Origin of the sequence: Pseudomonas sp. 8AS, from assembly GCF_902506505.1 — a bacterium.
GTDB lineage: Bacteria > Pseudomonadota > Gammaproteobacteria > Pseudomonadales > Pseudomonadaceae > Aquipseudomonas.
In genome coordinates this window covers 2,898,923-2,914,485 of record NZ_LR733406.1, presented here as the reverse complement: position 1 = coordinate 2,914,485, position 15,563 = coordinate 2,898,923, and the positions used below count along the sequence as shown (strand labels likewise).

At 64.2% G+C, this 15,563-nt stretch carries 11 protein-coding genes and 2 pseudogenes; 8 read left to right on the top strand and 5 right to left on the bottom strand.

Annotation, left to right across the window (positions count from 1 at the left end; genetic code table 11):
- Positions 1-2: 2 nt before the first annotated feature.
- A pseudogene (locus GV001_RS20390) lies at positions 3-887 on the bottom strand (methyl-accepting chemotaxis protein); the annotation flags it as partial.
- 769 nt (positions 888-1,656) lie between these two features.
- On the opposite strand from GV001_RS20390, the gene GV001_RS13510 reads away from it, so the two are divergent.
- Positions 1,657-2,118 (top strand): DUF3859 domain-containing protein, encoded by a 462-nt coding sequence (locus GV001_RS13510; protein WP_160080669.1) that lies wholly within the window; start codon positions 1,657-1,659, stop codon positions 2,116-2,118.
- Between the two features lie 5 nt (positions 2,119-2,123).
- Here GV001_RS13510 and GV001_RS20265 read toward each other — a convergent pair.
- A pseudogene (locus tag GV001_RS20265) lies at positions 2,124-2,559 on the bottom strand (OsmC family protein).
- Between the two features lie 179 nt (positions 2,560-2,738).
- Here GV001_RS20265 and GV001_RS13500 point away from each other — a divergent pair.
- The 6 genes from GV001_RS13500 (at position 2,739) to GV001_RS13475 (ending at position 10,131) form a co-directional block, all read left to right on the top strand.
- Positions 2,739-3,458 (top strand): response regulator, encoded by a 720-nt coding sequence (locus tag GV001_RS13500; RefSeq protein ID WP_160080667.1) that lies wholly within the window; start codon positions 2,739-2,741, stop codon positions 3,456-3,458.
- Between the two features lie 186 nt (positions 3,459-3,644).
- Positions 3,645-6,446, top strand: a complete 2,802-nt coding sequence (locus GV001_RS13495; RefSeq protein ID WP_160080665.1) for a PAS domain S-box protein — start codon at positions 3,645-3,647, stop codon at positions 6,444-6,446.
- A gap of 116 nt (positions 6,447-6,562) precedes the next feature.
- Complete coding sequence (locus GV001_RS13490; RefSeq protein ID WP_160080663.1) at positions 6,563-6,838, top strand: DUF4242 domain-containing protein; 276 nt, start codon at positions 6,563-6,565, stop codon at positions 6,836-6,838.
- A 54-nt stretch (positions 6,839-6,892) separates the two neighbouring features.
- Positions 6,893-7,657 (top strand): methanethiol S-methyltransferase, encoded by a 765-nt coding sequence (gene mddA, locus GV001_RS13485; protein WP_160080661.1) that lies wholly within the window; start codon positions 6,893-6,895, stop codon positions 7,655-7,657.
- A 228-nt stretch (positions 7,658-7,885) separates the two neighbouring features.
- Positions 7,886-8,323, top strand: a complete 438-nt coding sequence (locus GV001_RS13480) for a DUF3859 domain-containing protein (protein ID WP_160080659.1) — start codon at positions 7,886-7,888, stop codon at positions 8,321-8,323.
- Between the two features lie 182 nt (positions 8,324-8,505).
- A complete protein-coding gene (locus tag GV001_RS13475; RefSeq protein ID WP_160080657.1) occupies positions 8,506-10,131 on the top strand; it encodes a methyl-accepting chemotaxis protein in 1,626 nt (541 codons plus the stop codon).
- Positions 10,132-10,431: 300 nt separating this feature from the next.
- Here GV001_RS13475 and fabB read toward each other — a convergent pair whose 3' ends face one another.
- From fabB to GV001_RS13460, 3 genes are all read right to left on the bottom strand, one after another.
- A complete protein-coding gene (gene fabB, locus GV001_RS13470; protein ID WP_160080655.1) occupies positions 10,432-11,649 on the bottom strand; it encodes a beta-ketoacyl-ACP synthase I in 1,218 nt (405 codons plus the stop codon).
- Positions 11,650-11,662: 13 nt separating this feature from the next.
- Complete coding sequence (fabA, locus tag GV001_RS13465; protein ID WP_160080653.1) at positions 11,663-12,178, bottom strand: 3-hydroxyacyl-[acyl-carrier-protein] dehydratase FabA; 516 nt, start codon at positions 12,176-12,178, stop codon at positions 11,663-11,665.
- 180 nt (positions 12,179-12,358) lie between these two features.
- Positions 12,359-14,260: an ATP-binding protein gene (locus tag GV001_RS13460; RefSeq protein ID WP_160080651.1), complete on the bottom strand. Its 1,902-nt coding sequence runs from the start codon at positions 14,258-14,260 to the stop codon at positions 12,359-12,361.
- 272 nt (positions 14,261-14,532) lie between these two features.
- Between GV001_RS13460 and GV001_RS13455 the strand changes: the two genes are divergently transcribed.
- Positions 14,533-15,555 (top strand): NAD(P)H-dependent glycerol-3-phosphate dehydrogenase, encoded by a 1,023-nt coding sequence (locus GV001_RS13455; RefSeq protein WP_160080649.1) that lies wholly within the window; start codon positions 14,533-14,535, stop codon positions 15,553-15,555.
- Positions 15,556-15,563 lie beyond the last annotated feature (8 nt).

The following is a 15,563-nucleotide window of genomic DNA, read 5'->3' as shown; positions in this document are numbered from 1 at the left end:
CGTCAGACCAGCACGGAAAGGCGCACGTCGGCACCGAGTACCCGCTGCAGGCGGCCATCCTGGCCGAGAATGGGCACCGACACGGTGAAGCAGAACTCGTCGGTGGCCGAGGAGCGATAGACCGGGGTGATATGGCTGCGCAGGTCGTCGGCCACCGCGCGGAACCAGGGGCGCTGGCTCCAGTTGCGGCCGCGGCAGGACGCCGTGTCCTGGTGCGGCACGTCGCTGGCGAAGATGTTCTCCGAGAGCTGCACGCCATTGCCGTCGACCAGGTAGAACAGCTCGAAGCGCGGATCGCGGCGCAGGGTGTCGGCGAGCAGGCGCTCCGCCGCGCCGATTTCGCCACCGAGCTGGCTATGGCCGGCCAGCTGCTCGACGCTGGCCTGCACCGCGCGGTGCAGTTCCAGGCGGAAGTCGCCGAGCCCCTGCAGCAGGCGGTCGCCATCCTCGCGCACGGCCTGGCTGTGGCGCAGCACCTGGCCGGCCTTGCCGAGCAGGTCGCCGGCGACCTGGGCGATCTGCTGCACGTCGCCGTTGATCGAGCGCACGGCCTGGCCGATCTGCTCGGTGCCGGTGGCAATATGGCCGACCCGCTCGTCGAGGCGGTCCATGGCCTGGCGCGTGCTGTCCAGGCCGGCGCCGACCTGCAGCATGCCCTGGCGGCCGTCGTCGACGGCCTGGTGCATGCGCTCGCCGGCATTGCTCAACTGCTGCATGCCGGCATGGAAGCGCTCGATGATGCTGCTGACCTGGCCGGTGGCCTCGGTGGTGTGGCCGGCCAGGCGCCGTACCTCTTCGGCCACCACGGCAAAACCGCGGCCGTGCTCGCCGGCGCGCGCGGCCTCGATGGCGGCATTGAGGGCGAGCAGGTTGGTCTGCTGGGAGATGCTGGCGATCACGCCGATGACCTTGCTGACTTCCTCCAGCTGCGCACCGAGGTTGCCGATCACCTGGCTCAGGTCGGTTTCGCACAGGCCGATGGCCTCGACCTGGCGCAGCACGTCCTGGCCGCTCTGCTGGCACTGGCGCAGGGTGCTGGAGACCTCGCCGGAGAGCCGGGCGACTTCCACGGTGCCGGGCACCAGTTCGGCATCCAGGGTGGTGGTGACCTGCTCGCTGGCGCTGGCGATCAGCTCCGACGATTGCGCCAGGCTCTGCCCGCTCTCCTGGTTGGCGCTGGCGATGCTGGCCAGCTGCGGGGCATGGGCGGCGATGCCGACGGCGGCACCGAGGCTGGTGCGGATGCGCTGGTGCAGGCCATCGCTGAAGCGATTGAGGCGGCCCATCCAGGCCTGGCTTTCCGCCAGGCGGCTGGTCAGGTCGTGCTGGTTGAACAGCGCGCTGAGGGCTTCTTCGTCGCGAAGGCGCTGGGCGGGTTTGCGCAGTAACTGCAGCATGGTGAGCTCCCTGAATGGTCTACAGGGAGCTGTGCAAGCACGGTGCCACTATCGGCGAGGTCTGCCATAAGGTTGGCGTCGAAAATCCGCATGATCGATTGCCCCGAGTAGGTGCAATTGATTGGTGTTGTTCTATTTTGGTGCGCCCAGCTGGTGCCTGCGTCACGACTCGGCTGGCAGCGGCAGTTGGCTGCGGAGTTGTCATCAGCCTGTCATGCATCCGTCATAGGCTCGCGCCATCCCAATCAAGGAGCGCGAAATGAAAGTGTTCAGCCTGACGGCATTGGCACTGGGCCTGGCTTCCAGCCTGGCGCTGGCCGATGTGCGTGTCGAAGGACCGATCGAGTACGGCGTGTTCGCCACCCAGTTCAAGGACCCGCAACCGGGGGAACGGGTGCTGACCCGGGCCAACCAGCAGATCGAACAGACCGATGAGGTGCCGGCCCGCCTCGGCACCAAGTTCGGCGTGCGTTATCGCCTGTCCGGCAAGACGGAAAGCGGCGAACCGCTGACGCTGATGTATTTCACCCCGGGCCTGATCGGGCCGGACGGGCGCCGCCAGGACAAGATCGAAGTGGTGCAGAAACTGGCCGCCGGTGCCGAGCAGGACGTGATGGCCTACGAATTCACCGAGCGCTACGAAGTGGTGCCCGGCGAGTGGCAGTTCATGGTGTTCCAGGGTGATCGCAAGCTGGTGGAGCAGCGTTTTCAGGTGCGCTGATTCGGTCAGGCCAGGCGGCTGTGCAATTGGGTGCCGTTGAGCAGGTTGTCGGCCAGCGGGCAGCACCGCTCGATTTCTTCGAGTAGCGCCTGCTTTTGTTCAGGGTCGAGGTCGGCGTCGATCTCCACCTTGACCCGGAGTGCCTGGAAGCCGGGGCGCACGTCATCGCGCCCGGCCCAGTAGTCCATCGGGGTCGTAGTCGGCCTCGATCTCGAAGCGCATGCCGCGCAGGTTGATCTTCTGCTGATGGGCGATGTAGCGGCCCAGGGTGCCGAAACAACCGGCGACCGCCGCCAGGACAATATCCAGCGGGGTGGGGCCCGGGCCCTGACCGCCAGCATGGACGGGCTGATCCATGACCACCCGATAGTCGCCGCATTGCACTTCGATACTCATGCCGGCCTGCATGTGCCCATGGGAGCCGATGGTCTTGATCGCCATGCATGCCCCTCGTCGTGCTGCCATTTGCGTTGCCAGAGCATAGGACGCGCCGAGACCGAGGCGTTGATTCTGGTCAAGCAAGGCGCAATGTCCGATTCGGCCGCTCGGTCAATACCCGGTCGCGGCGTGCGCTTGGCTGACTATGCTGTGAGGAACGGTGGGTCGGCGAGGGTGCGGGCGTGCAGGAGGGTAGACAGATCCTGGTGGTGGACGATGATGGCGAGGTGCGCCGGTTACTCGAGGACTACCTTGGCGGACATGGCTATCAGGTGCGCACCTGCGCCGACAGCACGGGCATGCGCCAGGCCCTGCAGGCTGGCCTCCCCGACCTGGTGTTGCTGGATGTCGGCCTGCCTGGTGAGGATGGCCTGAGCCTGGCGCGCTTTTTGCGCGAACACCATGACCTGCCGGTGATCATGATTTCCGGAGCCGGCAGTGCGCTCGATCGGATCATCGGTCTGGAGGTGGGAGCCGACGATTACCTGGGCAAGCCCTTCGACCCGCGTGAACTGCTGGCCCGGGTGAAAACCGTGTTGCGCCGCTATCTACGCCCGGGCGCCCGGGAAGCCGACGCCGAGGGTGAGGAGAGCATTCGCCTCGGTCGCTATCGTCTCGAACTGCAACGACGGCAGCTGTACGACGAGCAGGGCCATGAGGTCGAATTGACCGCCATGGAATTCGATCTGTTGCAGGCATTCGCCCAGCGGCCCAATCGCCCGCTGTCGCGTGATCAGTTGCTCAACCTGACGCAGAATCGCGACTGGAATCCTTATGACCGCTCCATCGATATCCGTATCGCCCGTCTGCGTCGCAAGCTGGAGGACGACCCGGAAAAGCCGCAGATCATTCGCACCCTGCGCGGCGTGGGCTACATGCTGGTAGTCGATCCGCCACATTGAACGGGCGCCGCTGAAGGTTTTCTGCCAGGCGCTCGCGGCAAGCTGCTCTGCCCGCGGTGATGGGTGTCGGTCGGATTTTTCACGATCGACAGCCCCTGTTTCAATTGTTTCAGTCTGGTTGTCGAGCGTCGTACCAGCAGCTGCGGTTCCTATACTCCGGACAGAGTATCAGTGCGGAGACGCAGCATGAACCAACCGGTTCCGGCGCTGGTGGCCAGCGCTCTGGATCATCCGTTACGGCAGATCGTCGATAACAGCAGCGCGGTGATCTACATCAAGGACCTGCAGGGCCGCTATCAGCTGGTCAATTGCGCCTTCGAGCGGTTCTTCCAGCTGAGCGCCGAGCAGGTACTGGGGCGCAGCGATCACGAGTTATTCCCCGCCACCGTCGCCGATGCCCTGCGCAACAATGACCTGTGTGTGACCAGTCTCGGTCATTCCATCGAGTTCGAGGAACAACTGATACTGCGGGATCGTTCCTGGGTCTATTTGTCGAGCAAGTTTCCCCTGTACGACGAGCAGGGCCGTGTAATCGCCGTATGTGGCATCTCCACCGACATCAGCGAGCGCAAGCGCGTCGAGGAGGCGTTGCGACATGTCGCCCTGGGCGTCAGTGCCGCCACCGGCGAGGCGGTGTTCGAAGCCATAGCGCGCTATATGGCACGTTCGCTGCTCGCCGATTTCGCCTTCGTCAGTCGCGTCAACGAGGGTTCGCCGTTGAGTTTGACGACCCTGGCGCTTTACCACGCGGGCAAGCTGCACGGCAATGTCACCTACGAGCTGCCGGGTACGCCTTGCGAGGCGGTGTTCAACAAGTCCTTCCACTTCATCGAAAGTGGCCTGCTCGAACGTTATCCGGATGACGGCGTGCTGACGGCCTTTGGCGTCGAAAGCTATGCCGGTTACCCGCTGTTCGCCAGCGATGGCAGGCCGCTGGGGCTGATCGCAGCCGGCCGTTGCGGGCCCATGCAGGATCGCAGCCGGGCAGAGTCGATCCTGCGCATCTTCTCGGTACGGGCTGCCGCCGAGTTGCAGCGTCTGGATGCCGAGGCCAGTTATCGCTCGATCTTCGAGGCGTCGGCGGATGCGATCTTCGTCCATGACCTGAACAGCTATGCGCTGGTGGACATCAATCCGCGGGCCTGCGAGATCTACGGTTACGCCCATGCGGACATGTTGCGTATGGACATTGAAGCGTTCAGTGCCGGCTATTCACCCTATACCGGCGCAGATGCCGTGCGTTGGTTGGCCCGGGCCCGCGATGAAGGACCGCAGCGTTTCGAGTGGCTCAGGCGCAACCGCGATGGCAGCCTGCACTGGGACGAGGTGTTTCTCAAGCGCGCGAGCATCGCCGGCGTCGACCGGATTCTCGCCTTTACCCGCGAGATCAGCCAACGCAAGGAGGCCGAGAGCGCCCTGCGTGCCAGCGAGCAGCAGTACCGCACCATCGTTAGCAGTGCGCTGGACTGCATCATCGGCATGGATGCCCAGGGGCGCATCACCACCTTCAACCTGGCAGCCGAACAGTGTTTCGGCTACACGGCTGGTGAAGTGCTGGGTCAGTCACTGGCCGAATTGCTGATCCCGCCGCGCCATAGAGATGCACATCTACTGGGCGTTCAGCGCTTTCTGGAGACGGGGCAGGGGGGATTTCTCGGTCGACGGGTGGAAGTCTGCGCGCAGCGTGCCGATGGCCAGGAGTTTCCTGCCGAGCTGGCTATCTCGGTGGTGCAAGGTGCCGAGGGCCCGCAGATTATCGGCTTTCTGCGTGATATCACCGAGCGCCAGCAGGCCGAATCCCGGCGTGCGGAATTGGAGCAACAGTTGCGCCAGGCCCAGCGCATGGAAGCCATAGGCCACCTGACCGGTGGCATCGCCCATGATTTCAACAATCTGCTGACCAGTATGCTCGGCTACACGGTGATGGCTGAGGAATTGGCCGAGAAGCAGGACGATGAGCGCTTGGGCCGTTATTTGAGCCGCGTGCAGCACTCGGCGGAAAAGGCCCGCGATCTGATCCAGCAGATGCTTACCTTCAGTCGTGGCAGTCGTGGCCAGCCGCAGCCGGTGGCGCTGGACAAGCTGATCGGCGAGTTCCGTCAGTTGCTGCAATCGACCCTGCCAACCAGCATGGAAATCGAGATGAGTCTGGCCCAGGATCTACCGCCAGCCCTGGTCGATCCGGTGCAGCTGGAGCAGGTGCTGATGAACCTGTGCATCAATGCCCGCGATGCCATGGGCAGCGTAGGCCGGCTGCAGATTGTCCTGCAACGGGTAGCCCAGCCGCGCAATACCTGCGCCTCCTGCCAGCAGTCGTTCAATGGCGATTACCTGATGCTGTCGGTGCAGGATAGCGGGCCCGGTATCAGCGGGCCGGTTCAATTGCGCATGTTTGAACCGTTTTTTACCACCAAGGCGCCCGGACAGGGCAGCGGCATGGGGCTGTCCATGGTGCACGGCATCGTCCATGAGTATGGCGGGCATATTCTGCTGGACAGTCGCGAGGGCGAGGGCGCCAGTTTCAAGGTGTTGATTCCGCCGCTGGTGCAAGCTGACACCCAGGCGTCTGCGGGCAGCCCGAGCCTGCTCCAGGACGGCCACCCGGCCCGTTGGCGCGGGCGGGTCGCGGTGGTCGACGACGAGAGCATGGTGGCCGAGTTCATGGCCGAACGCCTGAGCCAGTGGGGGCTCGACGTGTGCCTGTGGTGCGATGCCGAACAGGCCTCGGAGCAGTTGCTCAGCGATCCATACGCCTGGGATCTGGTGATTCTCGACCAGTGCATGCCCCGCCTGACGGGGCTGCAGTTGGCCCGCCGGCTGCTGGCCGCTCGTGCCGACCTGCCGATTGCCCTCTATACCGGTTTCAGCGAGCAACTCGATGAAGCCGAAGTGTTGGCCCAGGGTATCCGTGCGCTGCTGCGCAAGCCCCTGGACCAGGCCCGGCTGCATGCCTGGTTGCGCACGATCCTGCCCAGTGACACCGACTGAAACCATAGGCATACAAAGGCTGAACACGCCGCCATCGCGCAGATACATACGCGGCGCAACCTGACCTCAACTGCAGATGACTCTGCAGCTTCCCGAGACAGAGGCAGGAAACCCGCATGAAACGCTATGTGATCGAACGTCATATCCCCAACGCCGGGCAGATGAGCCCGAGCGAACTGAGCCTGGCCGCGCAGCACTCCCATCAGGTGCTCAAGGGCCTGGGTTGCGACATCCAGTGGCTGCACTCCTATGTCACCGCCGACAAGCTGTTCTGTGTCTATTTGGCGAAAAGCCCCGAGCTGATTCAGCGCCACGCACAGATCAGCGGTTTTCCGGCTGACCGCATCTGCGAAGTGCGCAGCGTACTCGATCCCAGTTGTGCAACTGCTTAAACCCGCGAGCCTGAACCGGCCCATAAGCGGCACGGTAGCCAAGAGGTCTAAACCATGAAACGCCTTGCGATCTTTCTCTATGGCGTCGGCAGTTATGCCGTATTTTTCGCCACCTTCCTGTATGCCATTGCCTTCGTTGGCAACTGCCCGCTACTGCCGCGCACGCTCGACGGCGCGCCCCAACTGCCGACGCTGCAGGCCCTGACCATCGATATTCTGCTGCTGGCGGCATTCGCCGTGCAGCACAGCCTGATGGCGCGGCCGGTGTTCAAACGTTGGTGGCTAGGGTTGGTGCCCGAGGCTGCGGAGCGCAGCACTTATGTGCTGTTTTCCAGCCTGGCGTTGATCCTGCTGTTCAGCTACTGGCAGCCGATCGGGGGCGTGTTGTGGGCGGTGGAAAATTCCGTCGGTCGCGGGCTGTTCTATGCGGCGTTCGCCTTTGGCTGGTTGTTGGTGCTCTACAGTACCTTCCTGATCAACCACTTCGACCTGTTTGGTCTGCGTCAGGTCTGGCTGCAACTGCTCGGCAAGCCCTATACGGTGCTGCCGTTTAAGACCCCGGCGCTCTATCGCATCGTGCGCCATCCGCTGTATGTCGGTTGGTTCTTCGCTTTCTGGGCGACGCCCGAGATGAGCATGACCCATGTACTGTTCGCGCTGATGATCACGGTCTATATCCTCTCGGCGATCCAGTTGGAGGAGCGCGATTTGTGCGAGGTGCACCCGGAGTACGAAGCCTATCGCCGCGAGGTGCCGATGCTGATACCGGGTTTCAACCGACGTCGCCGAGCCCAGGCCGATGATGAAGCAGCGGCCTGAGCACTAAGACCCATAAACGACAAGGGCGCCAATCGGCGCCCTTGTCGTTTATGCGGGAATGGCTTACTTGCCGATTCAGCGCTTGAGCACCAGGGTGGCGTTGGTGCCGGCAAGACCGGAGCTGTTGCTCAGCTCGGCATTGTTGCCGGGCTACAACAGTCGGCTGCGCAGTTGTCATCAGCCTGTCGTGCATCCGTCATAGGCTCGCGCCATCGCAGTCATGACGGCATGGCGCTGGGCCTGGCTTCTGGCCTGGCTGTGGCCGATGTGCGTGTCGAAGGACCGATCGAGTACGGCGTGTTCGCCACCTCGTTCAAGGACCCGCAGCCGGGGGAGCGGGTGCTGACCCGGGCCAACCAGCAGATCGAACAGACCGATGAGGTGCCGGCCCGCCTCGGTACCAAGTTTGGCGTGCGTTATCGCCTGTCCGGCAAGACGGAAAGCGGCGAACCGCTGACGCTGATGTATTTCACTCCGGGCCTGATCGGGCCGGACGGGCGTCGCCAGGACAAGATCGAAGTGGTGCAGAAACTGGCCGCCGGTGCCGAGCAGGACGTGATGGCCTACGAGTTCACCGAGCGCTACGAGGTGGTACCCGGGGAGTGGCAGTTCATGGTGTTCCAGGGCGACCGCAAGCTGGTCGAGCAGCGTTTTCAGGTGCGCTGAGACCGCCTGTGATGGGCCGAACCCGGGCATGGAGATGCCCGGGTTTTTTATGCCTGGCTCATTCAAGCCCCGTGCGCACTAGTCGATAAGTTGAATAGAAGCCGGGCGTGATTCCATTTAAGTTGCTCTTAAAAATTGACGCCAATCTTCCCTCACTCGTACATCGTCACAGGTGCAGCCCCATGTCTTTGAGAAATATGAAAATCGCAACTCGTTCCGGGTTAGGTTTCGCGGTACTGGCCTTGCTGGTTCTGGTTGTCGGTGGTTTCTCGCTGATGCAGATGAATCGCATGAACAAGCAGTCCAGCGAAGTCAACGAGATCTGGGTTCCCGCCATTCTGTCGCTGGATGAGATGAGCCAGGATTTCCTGCGGGTCCGTGCCATGACCCTGCGGTTGCTGCTGATCCGTGATGAGCAGGCCATTCATGCCAATGAGCAGCGCGTGGAGGAGATGAAGCGGGCTATGGATGCGGCGCAGGCCCGTTACGAAGCGCTGATCACCTTGCCGGAAGAGCGCGTGGCCTACGAGCAGTTCAAGAAGGCAAAGGATCTGTATATGCGCGAGCAGATGCGCATCATGGATTACTCGCGCAAGGACATGCTGGACGAAGCGCTGGCCGTCGCCGGCGGCGAGCTCAACCAGCATGCCGACCAGGTCACCCGCGAGCTGGTGACGCTGACCAAGCTGAACACCGAGGGCGTCACCGCCGCCGCCAAGCAGACCGAGACAGTCTTCAACAGCGCCACCCAGCTGGTGATCCTGCTGCTCGTGGCAGCGATTGCCGCCACCATCTTCCTGGCCCTGATGCTCACCCGCAGCATCGTCCGGCCGCTGACCCAGGCGGTGGAGGTGGCCAACGTGGTGGCCTCCGGCGACCTGAGCCAGACCATCCAGGTCGAGGGCGAGGATGAGCCCGCGCAGTTGCTGACCGCCCTGCGCAGCATGCAGCAGAGCCTGCGGACCACCATCCAGAGCATTTCCGATTCGTCCAACCAGCTGGCTTCGGCTTCGGAAGAGCTGCATGCGGTGACCGAGGACTCCACCCGCGGCCTGCACCAGCAGAACAACGAAATCGAACAGGCGGCGACTGCGGTCAACGAGATGACCGCAGCGGTGGAAGAGGTGGCGCGCAATGCGGTGAGCACCTCGGAAGCCTCCAAGGAAACCGATCAGACCGCCCAGCAGGGCCGCGAGCAGGTGCGCCAGACCGTCGATTCGATCAGCCATCTGGCCGCGGACGTGACGGCCACGGCCGACGAGGTCGAGCAGCTGGCCAGCCGGGTGCGCGACATCAGCCAGGTGCTCGACGTGATCCGCTCGATTGCCGAACAGACCAACCTGCTTGCCCTTAACGCGGCGATCGAGGCGGCGCGCGCCGGTGACGCCGGCCGTGGCTTTGCCGTGGTGGCCGACGAGGTGCGCGCGCTGGCCCATCGCACCCAGCAGTCGACCCAGGAAATCGAACAGATGATCGGCGGCATCCAGCAGGGCACCGAGCGTTCGGTTACCTCCATGCAGAACAGCAATCTGCGCGCTCGTTCGACCCTGGAAGTCGCCCGCGAAGCCGGGGTGGCGCTGGAGAACATCACCCAGGCCATCGCCTCGATCAACGAGCGCAACCTGGTGATCGCCAGCGCCTCGGAAGAGCAGGCCCAGGTCGCCCGCGAGGTCGACCGCAATCTGGTGAATATCCGCGACCTGTCGCTGCAGACCTCGGCCGGTGCCAACCAGACCAGCGCGGCCAGCCAGGAGCTGTCGCGGCTGGCGATCGACATGAACAACCTGGTGGCGCGCTTCCGCATCTGAAACCTGATAGGCGGCCTGCTGGCATCTGCCCGGCGGGCCGGCCGAAGCTGCTGCTGCGCGACCGAAGGGCGTGCTGCGTTTGCTGGAAGCGGCTTAAGCCGCGATCAGGCTGACAACGAAGCCCCTTTCGCGGCTAAAGCCGCTTCTGCGAGGTCTGGTCTGCGTCGAGAACCGGGGATACAGGGCTGTTTCACGGGGCTGCCGCTCGCTGCAGCAAGCCGGCGAATCGCCTGGTGTCAGTGCTAGCGAACCAATAAAAAACGGCGCCCTGGGGCGCCGTTTTCGTCTGCGCTGAATCACTCAGCCCTTGTAGCGCTGCATCACCAGGGTGGCGTTGGTGCCGCCAAAGCCGAAGCTGTTGCTCATCACGGTGTTCAGTTCGGCATTCTCGCGGGTCTGGCGCTGGATCGGCAGATCCGCCAGCTCCGGATCGATTTCCTCGATGTTGGCCGAGCCGGCGATGAAGTTGCCTTCCATCATCAGCAGGCAGTAGATCGCTTCCTGCACGCCGGCGGCGCCCAGGGAGTGGCCGGACAGGCTCTTGGTCGAGCTGATGGCCGGTGCCTTGGCACCGAACACTTCACGTACCGCGCGGGCTTCGGCGGTGTCGCCGACCGGAGTGGAGGTGCCGTGGGTGTTGAGGTAGTCGATCGGCGTGTTGACCGTGGCCAGGGCCTGCTGCATGCAGCGCACGGCACCTTCGCCGCTCGGGGCGACCATGTCGTAGCCGTCACTGGTGGCGCCGTAGCCGACGATTTCCGCATAGATCTTGGCGCCGCGCTTGAGCGCGTGCTCCAGTTCCTCGACCACCACCATGCCGCCGCCGCCGGCAATGACGAAACCGTCACGCTTGGCGTCGTAGGCGCGCGAGGCCTTCTCCGGCGTCTCGTTGTACTGGGTGGAGAGGGCGCCCATTGCGTCGAACAGGAAGCTCTGGCTCCAGTGCTCTTCTTCGCCGCCACCGGCGAAGACGATGTCCTGCTTGCCCATCTGGATCTGCTCCATGGCATTGCCGATGCAATGGGCGCTGGTGGCGCAGGCGGAGGAGATCGAGTAGTTCACGCCCTTGATCTTGAACGGCGTGGCCAGGCAGGCGGACACGGTGCTGCCCATGGTGCGCGGCACGCGGTACGGGCCGACGCGCTTGACGCCTTTCTCGCGCAGGATGTCCATGGCTTCCATCTGGTTGAAGGTGGAAGCACCACCGGAGCCGGCGATCAGGCCGACGCGCGGGTTGGAGATCTCTTCCTCGTTCAGGCCGGCATCCTTGATCGCCTGCTGCATGGACAGGTAGGCGAAGGCCGCGGCGTCACCCATGAAGCGATAGACCTTGCGGTCGATCAGTTCTTCCAGGTTCAGGTCGACCGAGCCGGATACCTGGCTACGCAGACCGTGTTCAGCGTAGGCCGGATTGAAGCGGATACCCGCCTTGCCGGCACGCAGGCTGGCGGAAACGGTGTCTTTGTCATTGCCCAGGCAGGAAACGATGCCCAGACCGGTGATCACGACGCGGCGCATGGCGAAAAGTCCTTCAGAAACTGTCGGTAGAGGTGAACAGGCCGACGCGCAAGCCTTCGGCACTGTAGATCTCGCGGCCATCGACGCTGACGGTGCCATCGGCGATGCCGAGGACCAGCGAGCGGCTGATGGTGCGCTTGATATGAATGTTGTAGGTGATCTTCTTGGCGGTGGGCAGTACCTGGCCGAAGAATTTCACTTCGCCGGAACCCAGGGCGCGACCGCGGCCCGGATTGCCCTGCCAGCCGAGGTAGAAGCCGACCAGCTGCCACATGGCGTCGAGGCCCAGGCAGCCCGGCATCACCGGGTCGCCCTCGAAATGGCAGGCGAAGAACCACAGGTCCGGGTTGATATCGAGCTCGGCGACGATTTCGCCCTTGCCATACTTGCCGCCGGTGTCGCTGATGTGAACGATGCGGTCGATCATCAGCATGTTGGGGGCGGGCAGTTGCGCATTACCCGGGCCGAACAGCTCGCCACGGCTACAGCGCAGCAGGTCTTCCCGGGTGAAGGCGTTTTGCTTGGTCATGCGAGCTCCTCATTGGCCCCGCCGCACGGGGCTAAGCGATACATCCTGGTTGCCGCAGGCCGTGGGCATCTGTCGGCAGCGTAGTCATAGACTGTTGCGTCGTGGTGAAAGTCACAGTTCGATGTGAACACTTGTAACCTCGATTGCCCGCCGGCGCCATGACGCCCGACAAGGTTGACATTAGCACTCTCGATGACTGTTTTTGTGTAGCCAGCGAAGCAATATGCGCTCCAGGTCGGCACGCTTGAACGGTTTGGCCAGGTAATCGTTCATTCCGGCCTGCAGACAGGCCTCGCGATCGCCCTGCAGGGCATTGGCCGTGAGGGCGATGATCGGCGTATTAGCATAGGCACGCAGCTGGCGAATCTGTCGGGTGGCTTCGTAACCATCCATGACCGGCAGGCGGCAATCCATCAGGATGGCCGCGTAGTGATGCTGGCTGGCGCTGTGCACGGCCTGCAGGCCATCGCCGACCAGGCTGACCTGATAACCGAGGCTGCGCAGCATGGCCTCGATCACGGTCTGGTTGACCGGGTTGTCTTCCACCAGCAGCACTTCCTCGCCTTCACCGCGGTAGCCGAGCGGCTGGTTGGCCTGCGGTTCGATGGTCGGGCGCAGGCTGAAGGGCAGGGGGATCTCCAGGGTGAAGACCGAGCCCACGCCTTCGCTGCTGTGGGCATGCAGCGTGCCGCCCATGCGTTCGGCCAGGGTGCGGGCGATCGACAGGCCCAGGCCAGTGCCGCCATAACGCCGGGAAATCGAGGTGTCGGCCTGCTGGAAGGCATCGAACATGCGTTCCAGGCGCTGCGGGGCGATGCCGATGCCGCTGTCGTGCACCGCGCAGGTGAACCACAGCACCTGCTCATCCAGCGGCTGCCAGCGGGTTTCGATGCGGATACCGCCTTCCTCGGTGAATTTCAGCGCGTTGCCCAGCAGGTTGACCAGGATCTGGCGGATGCGCGTGGGGTCGCCCTGTACCTCGAACTGCTCCAGGCCCGGCTGGCTCTCCAGGCGCAGGTGCAGACCATGCTGCTGGGCGCTGTGCTGGAACACCTGGATCGAGCCCTGCAGCAGCTCCAGCAGGTTGAACGGAATCCGCTCCAGTTCGAGGGCGTCGCGCTCGATGCGGGAGAAGTCGAGGATGTCGTTGATGACCTTGAGCAGGTGCTCCGTCGACTCGGTGGCCAGCGCCGCGTACTCCGCCTGCTCGTCGTTCAGCGGGGTGGTTTCCAGCAGCTGCAGCATGCCCAGCACGCCGTTCATCGGCGTGCGCAGCTCGTGGCTCATCATCGCCAGGAAGTCGGACTTGGCCCGATTGGCCTGCTCGGCCTCCTCGCGGGTCTTGATCAGTTGGGTCATGGCCAGCTGCTGCTCGTGGCTGGCGCTGGCCAGGCTGGCGGCCAGGTTGTTGATGTGGCGCGCCAGGGCGCCCAGTTCGCCGTTGGCGTTTTCCGCCAGCGGCGCCTGGTAGCGGCCTTGCTGCAAGGCTTCCAGGGCGCGGCCCATGTTGCTGATCGGGCGGGCCAGGCGCAGGGCCAGCTGGCGCGCCAGCAGGAACGTCAGCAGCAGGGCGATCAGGCTGAGTACGGCAGCCTTGAGCAGGATCGCCTGTTGCCGGCTGGAAAAGGCGTCGCCGGACATGCCGACCACCACCTGGCCGAGGTAGTCGGCGGCGTACTGCTCGCTCGGCAGCGGGCGACCGCTGGCCAGGGCGCTCTGCTGCGGGCGGATGGGCGCCTTGAACACCTCGACGGCGGCATCGCTCTCGCTGTCCTGGCGCTCGACATAGACCAGGATGTTCTCCGCACGGTCGCGCACCTCGAGAAAACGCACATTCGGGGTTTGCAGGGTGGCGCGCAGCAGGTTTTCGAGGATCGCCGGGTTTTCCGTGACGACGCCGTACTCGACCGCCGGAGCCAGCTGGCTGGCGATCAGCTGGCCGGTATGGTTCAGCTCCTCGCGCAGGTCCTGCAGGCGGGCCTGGGTGAACAGGCCGGCCAGCAGCAGGGTCAGCAGCAGGGCAGGGCCCACGCTGACCAGCTGGGTGCGGGTGTGGATGCTCCAGTTGCCGCGGTAGCTCATGGCGTGCCCGCCTTGCTGGCACAAGGCGCACCGGTCGGGTGGTCAGGGCGGCCACATTCGCGCACTGGGGCGCCGGTGTGGGGGGAGGACTCTGGGGGGAATGCTGCGCAGCGCACAAAACGGCCTTGTTCGGGGCGGGTTCCGAGCATGTTAACCGAGATGCGTTGCTTTGCCAGCGCACGGCGGCATCTGCAACAAGGGCTGGCCGGCTGCCCGAGGCTCCGCAATAATGCTGCACATTCGCCATCCAGATGGCTTCGTATGGATACATCATGACCGAGCAACAACCAGTCGCAGTGCTGGGCGGCGGCAGCTTTGGCACGGCCATCGCCAACCTGCTGGCCCAGAATGGCCAACACGTTCGCCAGTGGATGCGCGACCCGGAACAGGCGGCCGCCATGCGTAGCCAGCGGGAGAACCCGCGCTACCTGAAAGGCGTGAAGCTGCACCCCGGGGTTGAACCGGTAACCGACCTCGACGCGACCCTGGCCGCCTGCGAGCTGGTGTTCGTCGCCTTGCCATCCTCGGCGCTGCGCCAGGCCCTGCAGCCGGTGGCGGGGGCGCTGGCAGGCAAGCTGCTGGTCAGCACCACCAAGGGCATCGAGGCGCAGAGCTTCAAACTGATGAGCCAGATCCTCGAGGAAGTGGCGCCGCAGGCCCGCATCGGCGTGCTTTCCGGGCCCAACCTGGCTCGGGAAATCGCCGAGCAGGCACTGACCGCGACCGTGATCGCCAGCGAGGACGAAGAGCTGTGCACGCGCGTGCAGCAGGCCCTGCACGGGCGCACCTTCCGCGTCTATGCCAGCCGCGACCGCTTCGGCGTGGAGCTCGGCGGCGCGCTGAAGAACGTCTACGCAATCATCGCCGGCATGGCCGTGTCGCTGGGCATGGGCGAAAATACTAAAAGTATGCTGATCACCCGCGCGCTGGCGGAAATGACCCGTTTCGCGGTCAAGCTCGGCGCCAACCCGATGACCTTCCTCGGCCTGGCCGGGGTGGGCGACCTGATCGTCACCTGCTCCTCGCCCAAGAGCCGCAACTACCAGGTCGGCTTCGCCCTGGGCGAGGGCCTGAGCCTGGAAGAGGCCGTGGCCCGTCTGGGCGAAGTGGCCGAGGGGGTCAACACGATCAAGGTGCTCAAGAGCAAGGCCGAGGAACTGCAGGTCTACATGCCGCTGGTAGCCGGCTTGCACGCAATCCTGTTCGAAGGGCGTACCCTGGCCCAGGTGATCGAGGCCCTGATGCGCGGCGAACCGAAGACCGACGTCGACTTCATTTCCATCAGCGGTTTCTGATATCTAGC